Source organism: Streptomyces sp. NPDC033131 (assembly GCF_055578365.1).
Genome location: NZ_JBVIPA010000015.1, coordinates 22753 through 44910, shown reverse-complemented (window position 1 = coordinate 44910; position 22158 = coordinate 22753). Strand labels below are relative to the sequence as shown.

Here is a 22158-nt window from a genome sequence, read left to right as displayed (position 1 = left end):
GTACGGCCGGAGCCCGGAGCTGCCAGGAGGTGATGGGAGTGGCAACCTCTCCCAGGTCGTCGATGGAAACCCATCCCGACATCGTCGACATCCGCAACCGTCATGAGATGGCGGAGCGCGCCACCAGTACACCCAGGGCACAGGCCATCGAAGCCATGGCCTTCCTCACCGGTGTGTATCTGGCGGCGTCCCCGTGGATCGCGGGGTTCAGCAACCTGTCCGCTCTGGCGGTCAACAACCTTCTCGTCGGCATCGCCTACGCGCTGCTGATGAGCGGGGGATTCGGCCGCGCCTACGAGCGAACGCACAGCATGGCGTGGGCTGCCTGCGCACTGGGGGCGTGGACCATCATCGCGCCGTGGGTCGTCTCCGGTGACGTCAGCACCACCAGGACCATCTGGAACAACGTCATCGTCGGTGTCATCGGCCTCCTGATGGGCCTGGCCGCCAGCGCGGTTGCCGGCGAGAAGCGGTCGTCGCGGGCCGGACGCGGTATGTCCGCCCCGTAGGCCGAGGGCCGTCGTAGCGCCACGTCTGCCGCCCCCCTCCGGGCCCGGACCGGCCGTTCCGGTCCGGGCCCGGGACGTCCGGCTCACGTATCGGCGTACAGCAGACCGGACGTCGGCAGGGGACCTACTCGGGAGGAACGATGGATCATTCGCGGGTGCCGGTGGCTGGAGGCGCTGCAGGAGTTCCGGCGGCGTGGAGAGGTGGCCTACGGTCCGCCGGGTCACAAGCAGGGCCGCGGCGTGGACCCGCGGGTACTGGAGATCGTCGGGTTGGACGTGTTCCGCTCGGACGTCCTGTCCCTCAACGGGCTGGACGACCGCCGCCAGTCCCAGGGCGTACTCAGCCAGGCCCAGGAACTCATGGCCGACGCGGTCGGCGCCGACCAGGCGTTCTTCTCCACGTGCGGCAGTTCCCTGTCGGTGAAGACCGCCATGTTGGCCGTGGCCGGGCCCGGTGAGAAGCTGCTGCTGTCGCGCAACGCGCACAAGGCCGTGGTCGCGGCCGTCGTCGTCAACGGGGTCGAGCCGATCTGGGTCCACCCGAAGTTCGACCGGGAGCGGCACGTCGCCCACCCACCGGAGCCCGACGACGTACGCCGCCGCCTCCAGGAGCACCCGGACGCCAAGGGCATGCTGCTGATCACGCCGACCGACTGGGGCACCTGCGCGGACGTCCAAGGCGTGGCGCGGGTGTGCCACGAGTTCGACGTCCCTCTCATCGTCGACGAGGCGTGGGGCGCCCACCTGCCGTTCCACCCCGACCTGCCGGCCTGGGGCATGGACGCCGAGGCCGACCTCGTGGTCACCAGCGTCCACAAGATGGGCAGCGCGATCGAGCAGAGTTCCGTCTTCCACCTTCAGTACGACCGGGTGTCGCCCGAGGCTCTCAAGCAGCGGGAGGACCTGCTCGGCACGACCAGCGCCTCGTCCCTGGTGTACGCGACCCTCGACGGCTGGCGCCGCCAGATGGTCCAGCACGGGCACGAACTCCTGGACGCCGCGCTGCACCGCGCGAATCGGATCCGGGTCGCTGCCGGTGAGCTGCCGGGGCTGCGGCCCATGGGACAGGAGGTCGTCGACGAAGGGCTCGCCGCCTCGTTCGACCCCCTGAAGATCGTGATCGACGTGCGGGAACTGGGTGTCAGCGGCATGCAGGCGGCCGAGTGGCTGCGGGCCCACCGGCATGTGGACGTGGGCGGCTCCGACACCTGCCGTATCAGCGCCTCCATCACGCACGCCGACGACGACGAGACCGAGAAGATCCTGCTGGACGCCCTGCGCGCCCTCGTCGACGGCGCCGACTCCATCGAACACCAGCCGCCGGTCCACCTGCCGGAGTCCTCGACGCTGGAGCTGGAGCAGGCCATGCTGCCCCGCGAGGCGTTCTTCGCCGAGGTGGACCACGTGCCCGCGGAGCGCGCCGCGGGACGGATCGCCGCGGAGATGATCAGCCCCTACCCGCCGGGCGTGCCCGTGATCGCGCCCGGCGAAGTGATCACCGACGAGGTCCTCGACTACCTGCGCAGCGGCGTCGAACACGGCGTCCTGATCCCGGACGCGGCCGACCCCTCGGTCAGGACGCTGCGGGTCGTCGCGCGGCACTGAGGACTGGGCGCAGGCCGGGAACAGGGGAGCCGCAGCAAGACCGATGCGTGGCACGTCCGTGGCGGGGCGTGGAACGGCAGCGCCTGCGCCAGGCCCTGCCGGCACAGGACTTCGGCGACGCCGCCACCGTACGACTGGTGCGCGGCGCCGCCAGGGGAAGCGAGCCGTCAGTGCGCGGCAGGCCGTCAGCGCGCTGTAGGCCCGGCGCGGGCCGGAGCTCGGCAGGACTCGCGCCGGGCCAGGCCAATGGTGGCCCGCCTTCCACGGCGCGGCGCTGCTACGCCCCAGCGATCTCCGGCCCGAACCGCGGACAGCGGGCGTACCGGGGTCCGGGCACCCGACAGCGCGCTGCGCTGAAGCCGGTTCAGGGACGCTGCGCCGGCACGTTCTGATGCACGAGATGCGGATCCGTCACCGCCACCGGCAGCACGATCTCGTCGATGCGCGCCATCAGGTCCGCCTCCAGCGTCACACCGGCCGCCTTCGCGTTCTCCGCCACCTGCTCGGGCCGGGAGGCGCCGACGATCGCGGCGGACACGTTGCTGTTCTGCAGCACCCACGCGACCGCCAGCTGAGCCAGGGTCAGGCCGGCCTCGTCGGCCAGCGGCTTCAGCCGCTGCACCGCGTCCAGCACCTCGTCGCGCAGGAAGCGGCTGATCATCGCCGCGCCCTTGTCGTCCGTCGCCCGTGAGCCGGCCGGCGGCTGCTGCCCGGGAAGGTACTTGCCGGTCAGCGCACCCTGGGCGATCGGCGACCACACGATCTGCCCGATGCCCAGCTCCTCGCTGGTCGGCACGACCTCGCCCTCGATCACCCGCCACAGCATCGAGTACTGGGGCTGACTCGACACCAGCGGGACCCGCAGCTCCCGCGCCAGCGCGTGCGCCCGCCGTATCTGATCGGCCGTCCACTCGGAGACACCGATGTAGTGGGCCTTGCCGGAGTGGACGACGTCGGCGAACGCCTCCATGGTCTCCTCCAGCGGCGTGAACCGGTCGAACCGGTGCGCCTGGTAGAGATCCACGTAGGAAGTCTCAAGCCTGCGCAGGGAGTTGTCGATCGACTCCATGATGTGCTTGCGCGACAGCCCGCGGTCGTTCTTCCCGGGGCCGGTGGGCCAGTACACCTTGGTGAAGATCTCGATCCCCTCGCGACGCTCACCCTTCAGCGCCCGCCCGAGCACCGACTCGGCGCGTGTCTCGGCATAGGTGTCAGCGGTGTCGAACGTCGTGATGCCCGCGTCGAGAGCGGCTCGCACACAGTCGACGGCGGCCTCCTCCTCGACCTGCGAGCCGTGGGTCAGCCAGTTGCCGTAGGCGATCTCGCTGATGATCATGCCGCTGTTGCCGAGATGCCGGTATTCCATCGTTGAACCCCTCGTAGCGTAGGTGTCTCATGATCCCGCCTGAGCCGGCCGCTGATGCGACCGGCTCAAGGAGATCATCCACCGAGGGACGGGCCGGGCGCGAGAGCGGCCGGTCATCTCCGCTCCGACAGACCGGGTCACCGTCCCTCCGCCCGCCACAACACGACGCCGGCACCGACTACGACGCCTTGCGGACCGATACGCTGTGCGTGCCTGGCCCATCAGGCGTGCACTCAGCCGGAGCTCCAGCGACCGCAGCACAGGAGGAACCGTGGCCGGTCAGTTCGAGGCGACGACCGAGATCAGCCGCCCTGTCGAGGAAGTCTTCGCCTTCCTCGCCGACGGCACGAACGACCCCAGGTTCAGCCCCAGGGTCCAGAAGATCACCAAGACTCCGCAGGGACCGACGGCAGTGGGCACGGTGTTCACGAGCACGGTCAAGGACGCCGGTATGAAGACGGGCCGCGAGTTCCGGATCACCGAGTTCGAGGCGCCCCATCGGATCCGCTGGACGGAAATCTCGAAGAACCTCGTGACGGCTGACCAGGGTGGCTATGACCTGGAGGCAACCGGCCCGGCCACGACCAGGGTGCGGATCTTCAACGCCCTGGAAGGCCATGGCATCGGAAAGCTGCTGGTGGGCTTCGCGCTGGTCGCGGCACGCAAGGACGCGCCCGCGTTCGGGCAGCGGATCAAGGCGGCGGTGGAGGCGTCTTAGACCGGCTGTCGGCCCGGCAGGGCGCAGACAGGCGTCGCTACCTCGCGCCCATGTCCGGTCACCTGTCGGGGAAGGGGCGCTGCACCACGGGGGCTGCGTGGGGGTGGCGGGAGGGCGGCTCGGAACGGGCCGCGTGGCGCAGGTGGTCGGCGAGCGCCGCGACGGCCGTCGACTCGGCGTGGTCCTTGACGCCCCAGGCCACCGGAGACCGGGTGCAGCTCGCGACGGCGCTTTCGAGCCGGGCGGTCCGGGCGAGTACGTCGCGTGCGTGGCGGGCCAGGGTCGTTCCCGCGGGCGTGGGCCGTACCCCCCGTCGGCCGCGGATCCGCGGTGCCATGCCGGCGTGGTGTTCCGGTGAGCGCACCCTGGCGCCGGCCGAGTCAGGTGTTGTCCGTACCCCAGGCCGCGGGGCCGCGGGAGATCAGTCCCGTCTCGTACGCGAACACGACGGCCTGGGCCCGGCTGTTCAGCGTGAGCTTGCTCATGCAGCGGTGGACGTGTGTCTTGATGGTCGCTGTGCTCAGTACGAGTCGCTGGGCGATGTCGGCGTTGGACATGCCCGCCCCGACCAGCCCGAGGACTTCCAACTCCCTGGGGGTCAGGGTGTCCAGTCCGCAGTGCGGCTCGGGTACGGCCGGGCGGGGGGTGTAGGTCTCGATCAGCCCTTTGATCACCGGGGCGCTGAACAGCATGTCGCCGGCGTGCACGGTGTCGATGGCGGCGAGCAGCCGGTCCGGCGGGGTGTCTTTGAGCAGGAAGCCGCAGGCGCCGACCTTCAGCGCGCCGTGGACGTACTCGTCGAGGTCGAAGGTGGTCAGGACGAGGATCTTGGGGAGCGGGGGCGCAGCCTGGGCGAGGATCCGCTCGGTGGCGGTGATCCCGCTGATGCCCGGCATCCGAATGTCCATCAGGACGACGTCCGGTCTGGTCCGCGCGGCCAGCTCGATCGCCTCCTCGCCGTCCTGCGCCTCGCCGACGACCTCGACGCCCGGTGCGGCCCGCAGGAGCGCGATGAGCCCCGAGCGGATCAGGAACTGGTCGTCTGCGACGAGCACTCTGGGCATGCGTGGCTTCCCCCTCCTCCACGGCTGCCCCGCCGGGAGCCGAGACACTTCCTCACCTGTCGCGGGTCACGGGAACGGTCAATTCCACGTCGAACCCGCCTCGCGGGCCGGGGCCGGCGGACATCGTCCGTGGACACCAGCCCGCTCGCGCATGCCGATCAAACCATGGGCAGCGGACTCAGCGGTGATGACGGCCGGAACTCGCTCGCGTTCGCGGCCGGCGCGTACTTCACGACGTTGGTGAGGGCTTCCCGGATGACCCGGTAGGTGCACAGGTCGAGCCTGGCGGTAGCGCGAACGGGGCGCCTGCGGTCCGGACTTCGAGGGGAACGCCCGCGGCTGTGACCCGCCGGGCCAACCGGTCCAGCCGCCCGAGTCCAGGGCGCGGTGTAGTCGCCCGCGCGTTCCCCTCCCTGGGCGCGATCGCACCACCCGGCTTTCACCCACGGCTACACCCCTGGTGGTACATCGACAACCACTCTGGTTGCAGGCACGGTTCAACCCCTGGTTGGGCGAGAGGGGAGGGCCTTTGCCTCTAGTTTTCCAGGCACCGGGGCAACAGTGCCTCGGGCAGGCGCCGACCCTGTCCGGGAGGGGGACAGGCTCATCGGGCGGATGACATGGACGTGAGCTCTTGTCGTGTCGTCCACCCAGCTGGGTCTGTCCGGCAGGCGAGGCGCCGTATTCCCGTCACACCACCGGTATCCAGGAGGACTGTCATGGTCAAGGGCATCACACTCACAGGCGTTCGGAGCAAGCTGGCGATCGCAGCGGTGACCGCCGGACTCGTCATCTCCTTCACCGGCTCAGCCCACGCGGACGGCGGTTACGACCTCACCCCGACCGCGGGGGATATCGGCGGTGCCTGGGCGCACGGCAGCTACTGGAAGAGCTCGGACGGCCGATACCACCTCAAGGGCGAGCTGAAGGACACCGGGGAAAACGACGGCAAGGGTGCCGCCTTCAAGATCAAGGCGGTGTATGCCGACGGGGGAGAGCGCTACGAAGAGGTGTGGAACACCCGCGGCTTCGGCAAGATCGAGCCGATCGGCGAGTACAACTTCGCTTCCAGCCTGCGCTATTGGGAACTCCAGGAATGCATACTGGTCCGGTCCGGCGACGGCAGCATTCACGTCGGATACTGCGCACCGGGCACCTACCGACTGTATGCCGGATAGTTCTGTCGCTGCATCGCAGCCCAGGACCGGGACCTGGGGGTGCGGCCGTCGGGCTGCCGCGAGTCGGCGAGTGCCGACAGCGCGGCTCGCGCCATCCGTCAGTCCGAGCCTTCATGACGGTCCGCCGGTTTCGTCGGCGGGCCGTCACGGATCTGGCCGGTTGGTGGCCTGGTGACGTGCTAGGTCGCCGTGGCGCCGCTCCAGGAGCGGAAGGTGAGCGTCACCCGGGCATCGTCCTTCAGCGAGTTGACGATCTCGGAGCTCAGCTTGATGGAGTCGCCTGTGTACGCCGAGAATGCGGTGTCCCACTGCCGGTACGGAGTCCAGCTCGCCGGGCCCGCGTTGCTCCCGTCGTCGTACGTGGCCTCCATGGTCGCGGCATGACGCCGCGGAACCGGGTGGGGATGGTCAGACCGCTGATGCTGCCGGAGGCGTTCGACAGCAAAGGGCTGTCGTGCGTGATCACATCGATCCGCCACGGGACACCGCGCGAGAAACGTGCCTCCAACGTCGCGTTGACCCCATACGCACCGTCGCCCGCCAGCTCGGTGAGCGCGACGGCCGTCAGCTCACCGAACGTGCCGTTGAACGCGGAACCCGGTGCCCCTTCGCGCTCCGGCTGTATGTATCAGGAAGGCCGACCGGGCGGCACCTGCCCGGCCACGCTCGCCGGGGCGAGATCCAGGTCCAGACGTGCCGCGAGCTCGTCATAGGTGACCCCGAAGGTCTCGAGCACGGTGGTCCCTTCGGGACCGACGCGGAAAGTCGCCAGGTCGGTGTAGACACGGTCTACGCACCCCAGCCCGGTGAGCGGATAGCTGCACTCCCGCACCAGTTTGGGCGAGCCGTCCTTGGCGAAGAGCGTCATCATGACGAACACCTTCTTGGCGCCGATCGCAAGGTCCATCGCACCCCCGACTGCAGGGATCGCGTGGGGCGCACCCGTGTGCCAGTTGGCCAGGTCCCCGACCGCCGAGACCTGGAAAGCGCCGAGCACGCAGACGTCCAGGTGACCGCCGCGCATCATCGCGAAGGAGTCGGCGTGATGGAAGTAGGCCGCTCCCGGCAGCTCGGTGACCGGGATCTTTCCCGCGTTGGTGAGATCGGGGTCCACCTGACCGGGCGTGGCCGCGGGGCCCATGTTGAGCATGCCGTTCTCGGTGTGCAGCACGACCCCCGATCCCTCGGGGAGGTGGTCGGCGACGAGCGTCGGCTGCCCGATACCCAGGTTGACGTAGGAGCCGTGCGGGATGTCGCGCGCCACCGAGGCGGCCATCTCGTCCTTGCTCAGCGGCCCGCGGCCGAGGTTCTCCACGAGTGAAGTAGTCGAGTTCATGCGGTCACCCCCGCCTGCACGACGCGGTCGACGTAGATGCTCGGCGTCACGACGACCTCGGGGTCGATCGCACCGGTCTCGACGATCTCGCGGACCTGGGCCACGACCGTGGTCGCGGCGGTGGCCATGACCGGTCCGAAGTTGCGGGCGGTCTTGCGATAGACGAGGTTGCCCATGCGGTCGGCGATGTGGGCGCCGATCAGCGCCACGTCACCCTTGATGGGGTGCTCCAGGACGTAGGTGCGGCCGCCTATCTCGCGGGTCTCCTTCCCTTCCGCCAGGGGTGTGCCGACGCCCGTGGGCGAGAAGAAGGCACCGATGCCCGCACCGGCCGCGCGCATCCGTTCGGCGAGCGTGCCCTGCGGCACCACTTCGAGCTCGATACGTCCCTCGCGGTAGAGCTGGTCGAAGACCCACGAGTCGGACTGGCGCGGGAAGGAACACACGATCCTGCGTACCCGTCCCTTGGCCAGGAGCGCGGCCAGCCCTGTGTCGCCGTTGCCGGCGTTGTTCGACACCACGGTCAGATCGCTCGCACCCTGCCGGATGAGCGCGTCGATCAACTCGACCGGCATGCCGGCCATGCCGAACCCTCCGACCAGCACGGTCGAACCGTCCCTGATCCCGGCCACGGCCTCATCGGCATCCGCACACACCTGAACAGTCATCGGACTCCATCCGTCACGTTCTCCAGGACGACCGCCAGGGCCTGTCCGACACCGATACAGATCGCGGCGACGCCCCACCGCTTCCCCGACGCGCGCAACCGGGCGGCGAGGGTGCCGAGGATCCGGCCGCCGGAAGCGCCGAGCGGATGGCCGATCGCGATCGCACCGCCCTTGGTGTTGACGATGGCCGGATCGATCTTCCAGGCATCCACGCAGGCCAACGACTGAACGGCGAACGCCTCGTTGAGTTCGACCGCCGAGACGTCCGACCAGCAGATCCCCGCCCTCTTCAGTGCCCGCTCGGCCGCCTCCACCGGAGCGAACCCGAACATCTGCGGCTCGAGTGCCGACACTCCGCGACCCGCTATGCGAGCCAGCGGCGCGAGGCCGATGCGGGACGACGCCTCCTCCGAGCCGATCAGCACGGCGGACGCGCCGTCGTTGAGCGGTGAGGCGTTGCCGGCGGTGATGACGCCGTCGGGGCGGAACGCCGGCTTCAGGCCGGCCAGCTTCTGCGGCGAGGTCCCCGGCCGGATGCCCTCGTCGCGGGAGAGACGGACCTCGCCGTCCAGCACCACGGGAACCACCAGGTCGTCGTAGAAGCCGGAGTTCCAGGCATCGTCCGCGAGACGGTGCGAGCGGGCGGCGAATTCGTCCTGCCGTGCCCGGGTGACGCCGAACCGCTCGGCCAGCTGCTCGTTGGCCTCGCCCAGGGAGACGGTCCACTCCTGCGGCATGCGCTCGTTGACCAGCCGCCACCCCAGGGTGGTCGACACGGCGGTCACGTGGCCGGCGGGGAAGGCGCGTGACGGCTTCGGCAGGACCCAGGGCGCACGCGTCATCGACTCCACCCCGCCGGTGAGGACGATGTCGGCGTCCCCGCTCTCGACGGCCCGCGAACCCATGATCGCCGCGTCGAGCGAGGAGCCGCAGAGCCGGTTGACGGTCGTGGCCGGCACCGACGTAGGTAGCCCTGCCAGGAGAACGGCCATCCGGCCGACGTTCCGGTTGTCCTCGCCGGCGCCGTTGGCGTTGCCCCAGAACACGTCGCCGATCAGCGCGGGGTCGAGCGACGGGGCCTTGGCGAGGACTCCGGAGACGGCGACGGCGGCGAGGTCGTCGGGTCGGACCTCCGCGAGCGCTCCACCGAACCGTCCGAACGGGGTTCTCACTGTGGTGTAAACGAAGCTGGCAACCATGGCACTCAACGTAGGTCCGCTGATTGATCTCGTCCAATACACAGTTCTGCTCGACTAATCACTTGGGCAGATAAGGTGTGGTCATGGAACTCCGGCAGGTCCGATACTTCCTCGCTCTCGCCGAGGAGTGTCACTTCGGCCGCGCGGCCCAGCGCCTGCACGTGGCACAGTCGGCCCTCTCCCAGCAGCTCAAACAGCTGGAGCGGCAGCTGGGCACACCCCTCTTCACCCGGTCCACGCGGCGTGTGGAGCTCACCGAGGCCGGCCGCCAGCTGATCACCCATGCGCGCTCGATCCTGGGCGAGGTGGAGCGGGCGGAGGAGCAGATGACCCTGCTGGCCAGTGGCCGTGCCGGACGGGTGTCCGTCGGGTTCGTCGGCACCGCCACCTACGACGTCCTGCCGCGGATCGCCCGCACGGTCCGGGCGCAACTGCCGGGGGTGTCCCTCGAACTGCGCGGTGAGCTGCTGAATCCCGAACTGGTCGACGGTCTGCTCGGAGGCAGCTACGACCTGGCCCTCCTGCGCACCGACACTCCTGTGGACGCCGCAGTCGAGGTCACCACCCTCCGGACTGAACGACTGGTGGCCGTCCTGCCCAGCAGCCATCCGTTGGCAGGCCGCAGCGAGATTCCCCTCGCGGCACTCGCCGACGAGCCCCTCGTCGTCCACCCGTCGCGGGACCGCTCCTCCATGCACGGCCGGGTTCTCGCCGCGTGCGCCCGGGCCGGCTTCGAACCCTCTGCTCTGGTCGAGGTCGGCGAGACCGCGACGCTGGTCGTGTTCGTCGCCGCGGGGCACGGCGTCGCCCTGGTCCCGGAGTCCGTCCAGAGTCTCCGCCTCGACGGTGTGACCTACCTGCCTCTCGTCGAGACGGAAACCGTCGGCCTGGGCCTGGCGCGCCGAGCGGGCCTGAACTCGCCGGCCGCGGAACAGGTCGCAGCGGTCATCGAGGCGTGCGTGAGGCGCTGAGCACCTTCGCGGCTCGGAGGCGGACTCCGGAGGCCCGCCTTCGGCGACCGCCCTTCGCGGCCACCGAAGCCCGTGATGGTGGAAGGACGTCGCTCTCGATGCCCCGTCCGTGTCGAGGAGGTGCACTTCAGCCGCGGGGCGCGGTCGGGCGTCACCTCCGTGTGAGACTGAAGCCCGCCTGAGCGTCGCTGTGAGGACCGCCTGCCCCGGTGCGGCCGAGGATCCCGCTCCTGGAGGGAACGGGTCGGACGTCGACGCCCGCTGCCGACGACGGAGTTGGCGGCGGCGGTGGGTATGGACCGACGCGTCAGCCGGGCCAGGTGCCGGTCAGGCGGCGGGCCGCGGCGGCGCCGCCGCGGTCGACCATGGCTTTGACACCGGCGAAGATCGCGCCCTGGAGGACGGCTGCCGACATGGTCTCGCGCCAGGTGCGGTTCTCGTCGGTGGCGTCGGGGGCGTCCCCTTCGTGTCCGAGCTTCTTCCAGACCTGTTTGAACACTCCGCCGGCCAGTACGCCGCTGGTGGCGCCAAGTGCCAGGCCGACGGGCTTGTAGGCGATCTTCGAGGCTTTCATCGCCGCCTCCTGGCGCGACGCACGATCAGCAGCGCGACGACCGCGCCCGCCGCGACGAACAGAGGTGTGCGGTTGGCCTGCGCCATCCGCATGCCCTGGTCGGCCTTCTCACGGACCGGTTCGGGGGCCTTCTCGCGGGCCAGCTCTCCGACGTGCACGGCCTTGTCGCGGACCTGCACAGTGGCCGCGGCCGCTTTCGTGCGTACCGGCTCCGGGGTCCTGTCCTGCACCAGGTGGGCCGCGTGCGTCGCCTTGTCCCGCAGTTGGTGTGTGACCTGGGTGGTCCTCTCGGAGACCTGCTGCTTGACGGCCGTCGTCTTGTCGTGGGCACGGGTCTTCACGTCGGTCTTCGCCGCGAGCGCCTCGACGGTCTCACCGAGTTCCTCGCGCGTCGCCTCGACCTGCTCGCGCAGTTCCTCCGGGGAGGGTCCCGCCTCCTTGCCCGGCTGCGACTTGTCCTGGGTCATCGCTGTGCCTTCTCCCTGATCTCGGCCACGTCGGCCTTGACGCTGCCCATGGTCCGTTCCGGTACCGGCGGAGAGGCCTTGCCGATCTGCTGTTTGCCGAGCGCAGCCATCACGGCGGTCACGGCGGCCAGGGCGCCGGTGACGATCAGCGCCGCCACCCACACATCCATGACCAGTGACAGGGCGGCGATCACCGTGGCCACCAGTGCCTGCAGGGTGAGGACACCCATCAGGCCGGCGCCGCCGAACAGACCGCCGCCCTTGCCGAACCGCTTGCCCTTCTCGGTCATCTCCGCCTGCGCCAACCGCATCTCGTCCCGGACCAGCTCTGACAGTTGCCGCGAGGCATGCTGGACCAGGTCGCTCACCGGTTCCTGCTCTGCCCGGCGGGTGCGGTGGGAGCCGTCTGCTGTCATGGGTGTTCACCTGTCCTTCATCAGTGCTTCCGGAGTGCGTGGCGACTGCGTCGGCAGTCTTGCGGCCTCAGCGTTCAAGGCGCCGACGGTCCTCTTCGTCCCACTTCCGCGTGTCGCGCGGCTGGACGTACGGCTCGTCTCCGGCCGGATGGCCGCCCGCGACAGCCCGCTGCCGGGCCAGCTCCGCATCGAATTCCAGGCCGAGCAGGATCGCCAGGTTCGTGATCCACAGCCACACGAGGAAAATGATCACGCCGGCGATGGCGCCGTAGGTCTTGTTGTACGAGCCGAAGTTCGCCACATAGAAAGCGAAACCCGCCGAGGCGATCATCCAGATCACCAGCGCGAGGAAACTCCCTGGCGTGATCCAGCGGAAGCCGCGGATCCTCGCGTTCGGGGTCGCCCAGTACAGGAGTGCGATCATGAGAGTGACCAGGACCACGAGCACCGGCCACTTCGCGATCGACCACACCGTCAGCGCTGTGTCACCCACGCCGAGGGCGGTGCCGAGCTCCTTGGCGAGACCGCCGGTGAACACGACGATCAGCGCGCTGATCACGGCCATGACCATCAGCACCACGGTCACGCCCACCCGCACCGGCAGTACCTTCCACACCGGACGGCCCTCGGGGACGTCGTAGACCGCGTTGGCGCTCCTGATGAACGCGGCGACATAGCCGGACGCCGACCACACCGCGAGCAGCAGACCGACGATCGCCATGACCGAGCCGAGTCCCGCGTTGCCCTGCATCTGCTGCACCGCGTTGGTCAGGACATCCTGCGCCGCGCCCGGGGCCAGCGTCTGGATGTTGTCCAGCACCTGCTGCGTCGCCGACTGGCCGACGATCCCCAGCAGGGACACGAGCGCCAGCAACGCCGGGAACAGCGCCAGGATCCCGTAGTAGGTCAGCGCCGCGGCCCGGTCGGTCAACTCGTCCCGCTTGAACTCCTTCAGCGTGCCTTTCAGCACCGTCCCCCAGGAGCCTTTGGGCAGGTCTTTCGGCCTGTCCGGCGCCTGCCGCTCCACCTGCTCGTCCGGCCCGGCATTAGGTGCGCGCACGGCCTCGGTCTCCTGCTCCTGGCCCGCCGCAGCCTGCTCGGTGTGCCTTCCATGCCTTCTTATCGTCCGTGTCATGCGGCACGAGTATCCGGTTGAACTCCGCCTATACGCGCATATCCGACATTTAGGGCAACGGGTCGGCGGGGAAAGGGATCCGGCGCTGAGCACCTCCCCACGCGGTGCGAGAAACGACCGGGTGAGCCCGCCTGAGCCAGGGCCGTCTCGGATACCGGTGTGGCGCCGAACGGGTGGACTCGCAGGAACGCGTACCGGACGAGGATCCGCGCCCAGGGTCCGGATGGTGACGTGGTCACCGACCCCTGACCTGGAAGAGGCACCCCGACATGCGACGTACTCCGTCCCGCCGTCAGTTCGCCGCAGCGCTGCTGGCGGCGTCCGTGCTGACCCCGATGACAGCGGGTCCCGCCACGGCCGTCCACGCCGCCGGCGCCGACCGGTACGACAAGGACGAGTGCCCACCGGACGGCCTGGATCCCGAGCTGACCGCTCGGCTGGACAGGGCCATCAAGGGCGTCCGCCGACAGGCCGGCATCCCCGGCGTCGTCGTCGGACTGTGGATGCCGGGCAAGGGGAGCTACGTGCGCGCGACGGGGGTCGCCGACACCACCACCCGCAGACCGATGGCCACCGACCAGTTCTTCCGGATCGGCAGCGAGACCAAGACCTTCACGGTCACCGCGCTGCTCAAGCTCGTCGACGACGGTCGTATCGGACTGGACGACCCGATCTCCGCCTACATCGACGGCGTGCCCAATGGTGACCGGATCACCCTGAGGCATCTGGCCGAGATGCGCAGCGGTCTGTTCCCCTACAGCGCCGACCCGGACTTCGTGCACGATCTGCTGAGCGACCCCAGCCGCTCGTTCACGCCGCAGGAGGTGCTCGCGTACGGCTTCAAGCACGCGAACACCTTCGCGCCGGGGAAGGAGTTCCAGTACTCCAACAGCAACCTCGTCCTCCTCGGCCTGGTGATCGAGACGGTCAGCGGTCACCGCCTCGCCGACTTCATCGACAAGCGGGTGCTCCGCCCGGCCCGCCTGCGCCACACGTTCTTCCCGGAAGGCCCCGAGTTTCCCGAGCCGCACCCGCGCGGCTACACCAACCAGACGCTGAGCGGAGAGATCGAGGACGCCACGGACTGGAACCCCAGCTGGGCCTGGGCGGCCGGGGCGATGATCTCGGACCTGCACGATCTGCGTCGCTGGGCGAAGATCGTCGCCACCGGCACGCTGCTCAGCCCGGAGACCCAGGCGCAGCGACTCAGGACACTGCCGACCGGCTATCCCGGCACGAGCTACGGCCTCGGCATCTTCGAATCCGGCGGCTGGATCGGACACAACGGCTCCATCCCGGGCTACGAGACCGTGACCGTCTACCTGCCCTCGCACAAGGCCACACTGGTGGTCATGCTCAACACCGACATCACCCACGAGGGGCAGGAGCCGTCCTCGCTGGTCGCCCGGGCGATCACCGAGATCGTGACCCCGAACAACGTCTACGACCGTCCGGTCCCTCCCCGCTGACTTGCCGGGGCGTTCCGCCCGTCGGCACGCCAGTAGACGGTGCGAAGGGGCCGACAGACCGTCGCCCCGGGGCCACGCCGTTTCTTCACGGTGGAGCCGGGTTCGCTGGGGGAGTGGCAGCGCCACGTCGAGGGCATGGGGCTGAAGCTGCTGGACGCGCCGGCCGAGGTGCCCGGGGGGCTGTGGCTGCGTGATCATGAGGGGAATCTGATCAACCTCCGTGACGAGGGGATCGCCCCGTGGCGTGAGTTCGGTACGACGGACGGCCAGGACGTCAACGTCGGCGACCGCATCCGTCGTGTCGACCGGGCCAGTTGGCTGACCGCGAGCGAGGAGGCCCGCCCTCAGCGCCTTGGGCACGTGCTGATATTCAGTACCGATCTGGCCGCCTCCGAGGCCTTTTACGCCCGCACTCTGGGGCTGCGCCTGTCGGACCGCATCCCCGGCATCGCCACCTTCATGAACTCGGGGCCGGGCGATCATCACGTCTTCGGGTTCGTTCCGGGAGCGGACCCTGGTCTGCACCACTCCAGTTGGATGGTGGCGGACATCGACCGGATCGCCATGGGTGCGCGGACCATGGCCGCCGCGGGCCATGCGAAGGGCTGGGGTCTGGGGCGCCACACCCTGGGGCCGAAGCTTTTCCACTACATCCAGGGTCCCTGGGGCAGCTGGATCGAGTACTCCGGCGACATGGACCGCATCACCGACAACTGGAAGCCGAACGACTGGGACTGCCCGGCCGCCGTGTGGAGCCCCGAGATGCCGGCCGACTTCATCACCAACCAGGAAGAGAAGCCCGACTGAGGAGCGTCGGCAGCGACTGCCCGCACGTCCTCTCGAGCACCGGACCGACCCCGTCCCGTCCCGTCCGGCCCCCATGGGCACCCTCCTCACGCGCGGCCCGTGAGGTCCACTGACACGCGATGCCGGGCCGCGAGGACCGCGCCGGTCCGCCGCGTGGACGGTTGTCGCTGCGCGGGTGAAGGGTCGTACATATTTGCGATGCGATCACTCGATGGTGAGTTCGTCCCTGGTGTCCGTCGGCGGGGCGCGACGCTGGAGGCGGTGGCGCGTGACCGGTGCCGCCTGGACGACGAAGGGGCAGGGGACGGTATGACGCGAGAGGCCGGGCGTGGCGGGGGTTCAGTCGAGCAGGCGGTGCTGTTGGCGGCGGGGCTTGCCGACCTGGCGGTGAGCGCTCTCGGCTCGGCCGTGGGCAGCGTACGGGGGCTGCTGAGCCGCTCCGACACGGCGGAGCTGGCGGCTGACGCGCAGCGGGACCTCACGGCGCGCGGGCGGCTGGCCGTGGACCGGTACGCGGTGGTGCCGCCTGCCCATCTCGAGGTCCTTGCTCAGAGCGTCCTGGCCCGGCGGGGCGTCGACGGTGGCTGACCGGGATGACCCGGCCGTGTTCAGAATGCGCGTCGACGAGGTTCTGAGCCGGTTCGTGGCGCAGGAGGCGGACCACCTGCTGGCGATCGACCCCGATCTGGGCCCGGTGGCGGACCAGGTCGAGGCCGCCGTGGCGTGCGGCAAGCGGCTGAGGGCGGCGTTCTGCTACTGGGGCTGGCGGGCGGCGGGCCAGCCTGACAGCGACGCGCTGGTGCGGGCGGCGGCCTCCATGGAGCTGGTCCACGCCGCCGCCGTCGTACACGACGACATCATCGACGAGAGCGCGGTACGGCGGGGCCGGCCGACCGCGCACGTCGCCCTCAAAGCCGCGCTGCGTGGTCGTCCCCGTGCCGCGCCCACCGCCAGGGCGCTGGCGATGCTGGTGGGGGACCTGCTCATGTCGCTGGCCGGCCAGCTGTTCGCCGGCAGCGGCTTGCCCACGGCCTACCTGGCCCGGGCCCGTCCCCTGTGGGCGACGCTGGCCCGGGAGCTGATCGCGGGTGAGTGCCTGGAGCTTCTGCGCACGGGCGGAGATCCGGACACGGCACAGTCGTTGCAGGTGATCCGGTACAAGACCGCTAAGTACACCGTCGAACAGCCTCTGTTGATCGGAGGCCTGCTGGCCGGCGCCGGGCAGCAGCTGAGAGAGGGCTACTCCCGCTACGGGCTGCCGCTGGGCGAGGCGTTCCAGCTGCGTGACGACCTGCTCGGCCTGTTCGGGGATCCGGCCCTCACCGGCAAGGCCAACACGGACGACCTGCGGGCTCACCGGCCCACCGCCCTGCTGGCGGAAACCTGGAGAGTGGCCGACGGGGCCGACCGGGAGCGCCTGCGCGCGCTGTCTGGCCGGCGCGACGTGGGCCGGGACGGCCTGGAGGCGGTGCGCGAAGTGATGACCCGGCTCAAAGCGCCCGACCGCATCGAAGCGATGATCACCGCCCGGGTCGAGGAAGCCACCCGCACTCTGGACGACCTGGACATCCCCGTACCCGCGTCACGAGCCCTCACCGATCTGGCGCACGCGGCCGCAGTCCGCCGGCACTGACATGCGACGCGGGCGCCGCCACGTGTGATTCCTGTTCCTGCCCTGCCTGTTCCGACTGGAGACGAAGAGCCTGTGATGACCTACACCGAGGCGTCGATGGACGCCTTGCGCAGCAGCGGTGACGAACTCGCCGACGCGACGGTGGCGACCCTTTTCGAACGCGGGGAGGTGGGCACCTTCAACACGCTGATGCGCTACGTGTCGACCGCCGGCGCGCCGTTGCCCGACGGCCTTCCCGAGGTGGCGCGGGAGTATCTGCATGCCACCAGCGCACCACCGGCGTGGGTCGACTGGGGCGAGATGGAGAAGGCCAGGCTGTTCTTCATCGACAACAACGTGCACATCTCCACGGCGCTGTCCTTCGCCTCCATGCCCGCGTGTTACCTGGTCCCGCACGTGGCGAAGCTGCTGGCGACGACGCACGCGCTGGAGTACCCCTCCAAGCGGATGGCGGAGACCGGGCAGTTCACCGTGTACCTCATGCAGCCCGGCGCTTTCGAGGCGGGCAGCACCTTCATCCCCGCCGCTCAGAAGGTCCGTCTGCTGCACGCATCCATCCGCCACCACCTCAGAAGGGACAACCGCTGGGACACCGACAGCCTGGGCGTGCCGATCTGTCAGGAGGACATGATCGGCGGGCAGATGTTCTTCTCACTGCTGGTCCTGGACTCCCTGCACCGGCTGAACATCCACATGAGCATCGACGGCGCGGAGGCCTACCTGTACGCCTGGCGGGTGGTCGGCGCGATGCTCGGCGTCGACCAGAGCAAGGTGCCCAAGGACATGGAGTCCGCCCGCCAGTTCCTCGATCTGTACATGATCCGGCACATGGGGCCGAGTGAGGACGGCGCGCATCTCACCCGGCAGCTGATCGACCTCTACGAGGAAGTCGTGCCCGGCACCTTCTTCGACCCGATCGTCTCCGCCCTGATCCGCCACCTCGTCGGCGACACGTGCGCCGACTGGCTGGACGTGCCGCGCACCGCCTGGGACACCGTCGTCAAAGCCGTACCCCACCTGCTGGGCGTACTGGAGACCGTCGAGGACCGCTCACCGCTCGGCGCCTGGGCCCTGGACCGCCTCGGCCACCTCACCACGATCCTCGAACTGTCCTCGCTCACCCGTGGCCGCGTCATGCACTACGCGATCCCGGAGCAGCTGAAGAATGAGTACGGCCTCTCCTCGACCGTGCCCCGCACCCACCGCTGGACCCCGCCCGCCCCCGCGACGGGTCCCGTCTGACCGCCGGCCGAACGGACCGCCTGCATCGGGAAGGGAAGGGACGCGGAAAGCCGAGCTTCGCGCCGAAGCCGACGGTTGTCTCTTCGGCGTCCGGTTCAGCTGGCCCCGACTGGGCGCCCCGCGATGTGTGTCAGAGGCTCGCCGGCAGCGGCGAGTTCATGACCCTGCGCGTCATCCAGGCCACCGGAGCCACGACCATGGCCTCCACGCTCCTCGGGCTGCTGCGCGACGACGCCCCGCCCGCTCCCGCAGCGAATGCCTGGCCCCGACCGGCCTGCCCCGATGACCCGCACAGCCGAGCGGGACAGGATCGGACCGTGCCGGTCGGGCCAGGAGGTGCTGCACTCCCTGTATGGACCATGTCCGGACCGACCCCGCAGACCCGTTCCCGGCACCCCGGCCCGCACTGATCACACTCGGCCACAGCACCGCGGAGCGGGGAACGCTGGCCAGGCTCCTCCGGGAAGCCGACGTCGTCGCCGTCGTGGACGTCAGGACCGCTCCCGGCAGCCGTCGGGACCCGGATCTGTCACGGCAGCGCCTGGCCCGCTGGATGCCCGAAGAGGGCATCGCCTACCGGTGGGAGCCGCGCCTGGGCGGCTTCCGCAAGACCCCGCCGGACTCGCCCGACACGATATGGCGCAACGCTTCCTTCCGCGGCTACGCCGCTCATACCCGCAGTCCGGACTTCGTCGCCGCCATGAACCAAGTCGTGCAGCAAGCGGCAGCGCAACGCACCGCGGTGATGTGCAGCGAAGCGGTGTGGTGGCGATGCCACCGGCGCCTCATCGCCGACTTCGCTGTCCTGGCCCGCGGCATGCTCGTCCACCACCTGATGCACGACGGACGCCTCACACCTCACACGCCGACACCGGGCGTGCGCCTTCGCAGTGACGGACTCCTTGTGTACGACGACGCGGACTCGGCACCGCCATGACGGAACGGACAGCAGGCGGTTCGCCTCGCCGACCGCGCCCGCCGTGAGCAGGACGGGCAGCGCGCGGCACGCCCGACAGGCCAGGGCGGCAGGGCCCGGCCGGCCCCGAGCGCCTTCGGAAGCGGTGAGGAAGGGGGTCAGCAACGGGAGCCGGCGTGGCGGCTCTGCCCGGCGAGGTCGGTGAAGGGGACGGGGCAGTGAGAGCTTGAGGCGCAGGCGGTCAGGTCGTCGCAGCCCGCATCGACGGCGGCGGCCAGGGCGGTGCGAATGGTGGTCAGGTCCGCGATCTTGGCGTCCACCTCGGTGAGCTTGGCCTGCGCCCGCTCCTGCAACCCCGTCACCGGGCGGCCGTGGCGGTGGCGGCCGGACTCCAGCAGCTCGGCGACCTCTCGCAGAGTGAACCCCAGCCGTTGAGCGGCCTTGATGACGCGCAGCGCGATCACCGCCTCCTCGCCGTACAGGCGATGACCGCCGGGGCTGCGGTCGGGTTCGGCGAGCAAGCCGCGCCGCTCGTAGTAGCGCAGGGTCTGGATGTTCACCCCTGCGGCCTCGGCGACCTGACCGCTGCGCAGGCCCGCGCTCACCGGTGCCCTTTCACGGTGGCGGTCCGTGCGACGAGGGCGTCCAGGACCGCCTCATGCGGCTGGTTCACCGAGATGTCCAGACGGACCAGGTCCTCACCGGGGGTGGTCATGAAGGAGAAGAACGAGCAGCAGCCGCTCTCCCGCTCGACCAGGTCACGAACCCGCTCCTCGACTCCCGGCCCGCCCGCCAGCACAAGACGCAGCTGGAGCGGCTGGGGCCGGGACAGCGACCTCAGCCGCTCGGAGAACAGCGCATCCCACTCCGCGACCCGCAAGGGCTGCTCTGGGGTGGGCAGCGTGCAGGACTGTGGCACCCACGCCGGATCGTTCATCGCGCTCACTCCCTCCATCACGTCCCACAGGTGGGACCACTCCGACGGTAGACCCGTACCTGGGTACCGGTTGCAACCCGATGCTGCCTGGGCCGGTTCCCGGAAGAAGACCGCAAGACGTGAGACATCCGCACCCTGACGGCCGGCCACCGGCGGGTTGGCTCCTCGGTGGTAGGTGCGGCACGGACCGTTGCCGTGTCCCTCGTCGGCCGCGGCCGTGCCGGCTCTTCATGTGGAGGGCCTCCTCACGCGTGCTCATCAACAGGAGCTCAGAAAAAAATCGGGCAGTGATGTCGAGAACCCGTGATCGGCTCCGTCCCTGCTATGAACGCGACCACAATGGGCCGCAGTAGCACCGAGGAGAAACATCATGGCCAAGTACTTGCTGCTCAAGCACTACCGCGGCGCCCCGGCTCCGGCCAACGACGTCCCCATGGACAAGTGGACGCCGGAGGAGATCTCGGCTCACGTGCAGTACATGAACGACTTCGCGGCCCGGCTCGAGGAGACCGGAGAGTTCGTCGACGGCCAGGCGCTCGCCCCCGAGGGGACGTGGGTCCGGTACGACGGTGAAGGGCGCCCGCCGGTCACCGACGGCCCGTTCGCCGAGACCAAGGACCTCATCGCCGGCTGGATGGTGATCGACGTCGACACCTACGCGCGCGCCGTCGAGCTGGCCGGGGAACTGTCGGCCGCCCCCGGGGCGGGCGGAAAGCCGATCCACGAGTGGCTGGAACTGCGCCCGTTCTACGGTGTGTCGCCCACCATCACGGAGTGACCATCGAGATGAACGAAGCCCTGCTCCGGAGCCTCACGCCGAGCGTGCTCGCCATCCTCGTCCGCCGCGGAGCCGACTTCGCGGCGGCTGAGGATGCCGTGCAGGAGGCACTGGTCGAGGCGGTCCGCGTCTGGCCGGCCGGCCCGCCGCGAGATGCGAAGGGCTGGCTGGTCACCGTGGCCTGGCGCCGGTTCCTCGACGCGACTCGGGCGGACGCCGCCCGCCGCCGGCGTGAGGAGAGCGTCGACGAGGAGCCGGCGCCCGGACCCGCGCCCGCGCCCGCGGTGGACGACACGCTCCAGCTGTACTTCCTGTGCGCCCACCCGTCGCTGACGCCGTCGTCCGCGGTCGCGCTCACGCTGCGCGCCGTGGGCGGGCTGACCACCCGCCAGATCGCCCAGGCCTACCTGGTGCCCGAAGCGACCATGGCGCAGCGCATCAGCCGGGCCAAGCGCACGGTCTCCGGCGTGCGGTTCGAGCAGCCCGGCGACGTGTCCACCGTGCTGCGCGTCCTCTACCTGGTCTTCAACGAGGGCTACTCCGGCGACGTCGACCTCGCCGCCGAGGCCATCCGGCTCACTCGGCAGCTCGCGGCCGTGATCGACCATCCCGAGGTGGCGGGGCTGCTCGCTCTCATGCTGCTCCACCACGCCCGGCGCGCCGCGCGGACCGCGCCCGACGGCAGCCTGGTGCCGCTCGCCGAGCAGGACCGCGGCCGGTGGGACACCGAGTCGATCGCCGAGGGTGTCGGCATCCTGCAGGCGGCGCTCGCCCGGGACCGGCTGGGCGAGTTCCAGGCCCAGGCCGCCATCGCCGCACTCCACGCCGACGCGCCCACCGCCGAGGAGACCGACTGGGTGCAGATCGTCGAGTGGTACGACGAACTCGCGCGCCTGACCGACAGCCCGGTCGTCCGTCTCAATCGCGCGGTGGCCGTCGGTGAGGCGGACGGACCGCGCGCCGGCCTTGCGGCACTCGCGGCTCTGGAGGACACGCTGCCCCGCCACACCGCTGTCGCGGCGTACCTCCACGAGCGCGACGGCGACCTGGCGACGGCGGCACGGCTGTACGCGGAGGCGGCCCAAAAGGCACCCAACCTCGCCGAGCGCAGCCATCTGACCCGCCAGGCAGCCCGGCTCAACGCCCGGGGGCGCAGTTGACGGGATGCGC

General features: G+C 70.0%; 25 protein-coding genes and 1 pseudogene. 13 read left to right on the top strand and 13 right to left on the bottom strand.

Features of this window, described 5'->3' with window-relative positions; translation table 11 throughout:
* Positions 1–62 precede the first annotated feature (62 nt).
* Both ACZ5XS_RS20525 and ACZ5XS_RS20520 read left to right on the top strand, forming a co-directional pair.
* Positions 63–509: an SPW repeat protein gene (locus ACZ5XS_RS20525; protein WP_468653486.1), complete on the top strand. Its 447-nt coding sequence runs from the start codon at positions 63–65 to the stop codon at positions 507–509.
* A 140-nt stretch (positions 510–649) separates the two neighbouring features.
* Positions 650–2114, top strand: a pseudogene (locus ACZ5XS_RS20520) (aminotransferase class I/II-fold pyridoxal phosphate-dependent enzyme).
* Positions 2115–2478: 364 nt separating this feature from the next.
* Here ACZ5XS_RS20520 and ACZ5XS_RS20515 read toward each other — a convergent pair.
* Positions 2479–3480, bottom strand: a complete 1002-nt coding sequence (locus ACZ5XS_RS20515; RefSeq protein ID WP_468653237.1) for an aldo/keto reductase family protein — start codon at positions 3478–3480, stop codon at positions 2479–2481.
* A gap of 271 nt (positions 3481–3751) precedes the next feature.
* Here ACZ5XS_RS20515 and ACZ5XS_RS20510 point away from each other — a divergent pair, with 271 nt between their 5' ends.
* On the top strand, positions 3752–4198 hold the full coding sequence (locus ACZ5XS_RS20510; protein WP_468653235.1) for an SRPBCC family protein: 447 nt from the start codon (positions 3752–3754) through the stop codon (positions 4196–4198).
* 58 nt (positions 4199–4256) lie between these two features.
* Here ACZ5XS_RS20510 and ACZ5XS_RS20505 read toward each other — a convergent pair whose 3' ends face one another.
* Entirely contained in the window at positions 4257–4535 is a 279-nt protein-coding gene (locus ACZ5XS_RS20505; RefSeq protein WP_468653233.1) for a hypothetical protein, read from the bottom strand.
* A 43-nt stretch (positions 4536–4578) separates the two neighbouring features.
* On the bottom strand, positions 4579–5262 hold the full coding sequence (locus tag ACZ5XS_RS20500) for a response regulator transcription factor (protein WP_468653231.1): 684 nt from the start codon (positions 5260–5262) through the stop codon (positions 4579–4581).
* Between the two features lie 719 nt (positions 5263–5981).
* Between ACZ5XS_RS20500 and ACZ5XS_RS20495 the strand changes: the two genes are divergently transcribed.
* On the top strand, positions 5982–6440 hold the full coding sequence (locus ACZ5XS_RS20495) for a hypothetical protein (RefSeq protein WP_468653229.1): 459 nt from the start codon (positions 5982–5984) through the stop codon (positions 6438–6440).
* A gap of 179 nt (positions 6441–6619) precedes the next feature.
* On the opposite strand, the gene ACZ5XS_RS20490 is transcribed toward ACZ5XS_RS20495, so the two are convergent.
* The 4 genes from ACZ5XS_RS20490 to ACZ5XS_RS20475 all read right to left on the bottom strand — a co-directional run bounded on the left by ACZ5XS_RS20490 (position 6620) and on the right by ACZ5XS_RS20475 (position 9643).
* Positions 6620–6811 (bottom strand): hypothetical protein, encoded by a 192-nt coding sequence (locus ACZ5XS_RS20490; RefSeq protein WP_468653227.1) that lies wholly within the window; start codon positions 6809–6811, stop codon positions 6620–6622.
* A 257-nt stretch (positions 6812–7068) separates the two neighbouring features.
* Positions 7069–7776: a 3-oxoacid CoA-transferase subunit B gene (locus ACZ5XS_RS20485; RefSeq protein WP_468653225.1), complete on the bottom strand. Its 708-nt coding sequence runs from the start codon at positions 7774–7776 to the stop codon at positions 7069–7071.
* On the bottom strand, positions 7773–8444 hold the full coding sequence (locus ACZ5XS_RS20480; RefSeq protein WP_468653223.1) for a 3-oxoacid CoA-transferase subunit A: 672 nt from the start codon (positions 8442–8444) through the stop codon (positions 7773–7775). Before ACZ5XS_RS20480 ends, ACZ5XS_RS20485 begins: the two co-directional genes overlap by 4 nt.
* On the bottom strand, positions 8441–9643 hold the full coding sequence (locus ACZ5XS_RS20475; protein WP_468653221.1) for a thiolase family protein: 1203 nt from the start codon (positions 9641–9643) through the stop codon (positions 8441–8443). Before ACZ5XS_RS20475 ends, ACZ5XS_RS20480 begins: the two co-directional genes overlap by 4 nt.
* An 83-nt stretch (positions 9644–9726) precedes the next feature.
* Between ACZ5XS_RS20475 and ACZ5XS_RS20470 the strand changes: the two genes are divergently transcribed.
* Positions 9727–10614: a LysR family transcriptional regulator gene (locus tag ACZ5XS_RS20470; protein ID WP_468653219.1), complete on the top strand. Its 888-nt coding sequence runs from the start codon at positions 9727–9729 to the stop codon at positions 10612–10614.
* Between the two features lie 307 nt (positions 10615–10921).
* Here ACZ5XS_RS20470 and ACZ5XS_RS20465 read toward each other — a convergent pair whose 3' ends face one another.
* The 4 genes from ACZ5XS_RS20465 to ACZ5XS_RS20450 all read right to left on the bottom strand — a co-directional run bounded on the left by ACZ5XS_RS20465 (position 10922) and on the right by ACZ5XS_RS20450 (position 13206).
* Entirely contained in the window at positions 10922–11188 is a 267-nt protein-coding gene (locus tag ACZ5XS_RS20465) for a DUF4235 domain-containing protein (protein WP_468653217.1), read from the bottom strand.
* A complete protein-coding gene (locus tag ACZ5XS_RS20460; protein ID WP_468653215.1) occupies positions 11185–11655 on the bottom strand; it encodes a DUF3618 domain-containing protein in 471 nt (156 codons plus the stop codon). Before ACZ5XS_RS20460 ends, ACZ5XS_RS20465 begins: the two co-directional genes overlap by 4 nt.
* Positions 11652–12071: a phage holin family protein gene (locus ACZ5XS_RS20455; RefSeq protein WP_468653213.1), complete on the bottom strand. Its 420-nt coding sequence runs from the start codon at positions 12069–12071 to the stop codon at positions 11652–11654. The genes ACZ5XS_RS20460 and ACZ5XS_RS20455 overlap by 4 nt, the downstream gene beginning before the upstream one ends.
* A gap of 67 nt (positions 12072–12138) precedes the next feature.
* The gene (locus ACZ5XS_RS20450) at positions 12139–13206 is read right to left on the bottom strand and encodes a YihY/virulence factor BrkB family protein (RefSeq protein WP_468653211.1); all 1068 of its coding nucleotides are present in this window, start codon (positions 13204–13206) and stop codon (positions 12139–12141) included.
* A 269-nt stretch (positions 13207–13475) separates the two neighbouring features.
* On the opposite strand from ACZ5XS_RS20450, the gene ACZ5XS_RS20445 reads away from it, so the two are divergent.
* The 6 genes from ACZ5XS_RS20445 (at position 13476) to ACZ5XS_RS20420 (ending at position 19294) form a co-directional block, all read left to right on the top strand.
* Positions 13476–14675 (top strand): serine hydrolase domain-containing protein, encoded by a 1200-nt coding sequence (locus ACZ5XS_RS20445; protein ID WP_468653209.1) that lies wholly within the window; start codon positions 13476–13478, stop codon positions 14673–14675.
* A gap of 39 nt (positions 14676–14714) precedes the next feature.
* On the top strand, positions 14715–15482 hold the full coding sequence (locus ACZ5XS_RS20440; protein ID WP_468653207.1) for a VOC family protein: 768 nt from the start codon (positions 14715–14717) through the stop codon (positions 15480–15482).
* Between the two features lie 309 nt (positions 15483–15791).
* Complete coding sequence (locus ACZ5XS_RS20435) at positions 15792–16070, top strand: polyprenyl synthetase (RefSeq protein WP_468653205.1); 279 nt, start codon at positions 15792–15794, stop codon at positions 16068–16070.
* A gap of 25 nt (positions 16071–16095) precedes the next feature.
* On the top strand, positions 16096–17115 hold the full coding sequence (locus tag ACZ5XS_RS20430; protein ID WP_468653203.1) for a polyprenyl synthetase family protein: 1020 nt from the start codon (positions 16096–16098) through the stop codon (positions 17113–17115).
* A 75-nt stretch (positions 17116–17190) separates the two neighbouring features.
* A complete protein-coding gene (locus ACZ5XS_RS20425) occupies positions 17191–18357 on the top strand; it encodes an oxygenase MpaB family protein (RefSeq protein WP_468653201.1) in 1167 nt (388 codons plus the stop codon).
* A gap of 352 nt (positions 18358–18709) precedes the next feature.
* Complete coding sequence (locus ACZ5XS_RS20420; RefSeq protein ID WP_468653199.1) at positions 18710–19294, top strand: DUF488 domain-containing protein; 585 nt, start codon at positions 18710–18712, stop codon at positions 19292–19294.
* A 137-nt stretch (positions 19295–19431) separates the two neighbouring features.
* Here the strand turns inward: ACZ5XS_RS20420 and ACZ5XS_RS20415 are convergent, their stop codons facing one another.
* Complete coding sequence (locus tag ACZ5XS_RS20415) at positions 19432–19878, bottom strand: MerR family transcriptional regulator (protein WP_468653197.1); 447 nt, start codon at positions 19876–19878, stop codon at positions 19432–19434.
* The gene (locus ACZ5XS_RS20410; RefSeq protein ID WP_468653195.1) at positions 19875–20210 is read right to left on the bottom strand and encodes a hypothetical protein; all 336 of its coding nucleotides are present in this window, start codon (positions 20208–20210) and stop codon (positions 19875–19877) included. The genes ACZ5XS_RS20415 and ACZ5XS_RS20410 overlap by 4 nt, the downstream gene beginning before the upstream one ends.
* A gap of 370 nt (positions 20211–20580) precedes the next feature.
* Here ACZ5XS_RS20410 and ACZ5XS_RS20405 point away from each other — a divergent pair, with 370 nt between their 5' ends.
* Together ACZ5XS_RS20405 and ACZ5XS_RS20400 are read left to right on the top strand one after the other, a co-directional pair.
* The gene (locus tag ACZ5XS_RS20405) at positions 20581–20988 is read left to right on the top strand and encodes a YciI family protein (RefSeq protein WP_468653193.1); all 408 of its coding nucleotides are present in this window, start codon (positions 20581–20583) and stop codon (positions 20986–20988) included.
* Positions 20989–20996: 8 nt separating this feature from the next.
* The gene (locus tag ACZ5XS_RS20400; RefSeq protein WP_468653484.1) at positions 20997–22148 is read left to right on the top strand and encodes an RNA polymerase sigma factor; all 1152 of its coding nucleotides are present in this window, start codon (positions 20997–20999) and stop codon (positions 22146–22148) included.
* The last annotated feature ends 10 nt before the right edge of the window (positions 22149–22158 follow it).

Excerpts from the sequence above, each read along its gene's own strand:
- ACZ5XS_RS20525 (WP_468653486.1), top strand. The coding sequence starts at position 63 with ATGGAAACCCATCCCGACATCGTCGACATCCGCAACCGTCATGAGATG.
- ACZ5XS_RS20450 (WP_468653211.1), bottom strand. The coding sequence starts at position 13,206 with ATGACACGGACGATAAGAAGGCATGGAAGGCACACCGAGCAGGCTGCG.
- ACZ5XS_RS20430 (WP_468653203.1), top strand. The coding sequence starts at position 16,096 with ATGCGCGTCGACGAGGTTCTGAGCCGGTTCGTGGCGCAGGAGGCGGAC.
- ACZ5XS_RS20460 (WP_468653215.1), bottom strand. The coding sequence starts at position 11,655 with ATGACCCAGGACAAGTCGCAGCCGGGCAAGGAGGCGGGACCCTCCCCG.
- ACZ5XS_RS20470 (WP_468653219.1), top strand. The coding sequence starts at position 9,727 with ATGGAACTCCGGCAGGTCCGATACTTCCTCGCTCTCGCCGAGGAGTGT.
- ACZ5XS_RS20515 (WP_468653237.1), bottom strand. The coding sequence starts at position 3,480 with ATGGAATACCGGCATCTCGGCAACAGCGGCATGATCATCAGCGAGATC.
- ACZ5XS_RS20490 (WP_468653227.1), bottom strand. The coding sequence starts at position 6,811 with ATGGAGGCCACGTACGACGACGGGAGCAACGCGGGCCCGGCGAGCTGG.
- ACZ5XS_RS20420 (WP_468653199.1), top strand. The coding sequence starts at position 18,710 with ATGGACCATGTCCGGACCGACCCCGCAGACCCGTTCCCGGCACCCCGG.
- ACZ5XS_RS20405 (WP_468653193.1), top strand. The coding sequence starts at position 20,581 with ATGGCCAAGTACTTGCTGCTCAAGCACTACCGCGGCGCCCCGGCTCCG.
- ACZ5XS_RS20435 (WP_468653205.1), top strand. The coding sequence starts at position 15,792 with ATGACGCGAGAGGCCGGGCGTGGCGGGGGTTCAGTCGAGCAGGCGGTG.
- ACZ5XS_RS20480 (WP_468653223.1), bottom strand. The coding sequence starts at position 8,444 with ATGACTGTTCAGGTGTGTGCGGATGCCGATGAGGCCGTGGCCGGGATC.
- ACZ5XS_RS20485 (WP_468653225.1), bottom strand. The coding sequence starts at position 7,776 with ATGAACTCGACTACTTCACTCGTGGAGAACCTCGGCCGCGGGCCGCTG.
- ACZ5XS_RS20455 (WP_468653213.1), bottom strand. The coding sequence starts at position 12,071 with ATGACAGCAGACGGCTCCCACCGCACCCGCCGGGCAGAGCAGGAACCG.
- ACZ5XS_RS20475 (WP_468653221.1), bottom strand. The coding sequence starts at position 9,643 with ATGGTTGCCAGCTTCGTTTACACCACAGTGAGAACCCCGTTCGGACGG.
- ACZ5XS_RS20425 (WP_468653201.1), top strand. The coding sequence starts at position 17,191 with ATGACCTACACCGAGGCGTCGATGGACGCCTTGCGCAGCAGCGGTGAC.
- ACZ5XS_RS20400 (WP_468653484.1), top strand. The coding sequence starts at position 20,997 with ATGAACGAAGCCCTGCTCCGGAGCCTCACGCCGAGCGTGCTCGCCATC.
- ACZ5XS_RS20445 (WP_468653209.1), top strand. The coding sequence starts at position 13,476 with ATGCGACGTACTCCGTCCCGCCGTCAGTTCGCCGCAGCGCTGCTGGCG.
- ACZ5XS_RS20500 (WP_468653231.1), bottom strand. The coding sequence starts at position 5,262 with ATGCCCAGAGTGCTCGTCGCAGACGACCAGTTCCTGATCCGCTCGGGG.
- ACZ5XS_RS20495 (WP_468653229.1), top strand. The coding sequence starts at position 5,982 with ATGGTCAAGGGCATCACACTCACAGGCGTTCGGAGCAAGCTGGCGATC.
- ACZ5XS_RS20410 (WP_468653195.1), bottom strand. The coding sequence starts at position 20,210 with ATGAACGATCCGGCGTGGGTGCCACAGTCCTGCACGCTGCCCACCCCA.
- ACZ5XS_RS20465 (WP_468653217.1), bottom strand. The coding sequence starts at position 11,188 with ATGAAAGCCTCGAAGATCGCCTACAAGCCCGTCGGCCTGGCACTTGGC.
- ACZ5XS_RS20505 (WP_468653233.1), bottom strand. The coding sequence starts at position 4,535 with ATGGCACCGCGGATCCGCGGCCGACGGGGGGTACGGCCCACGCCCGCG.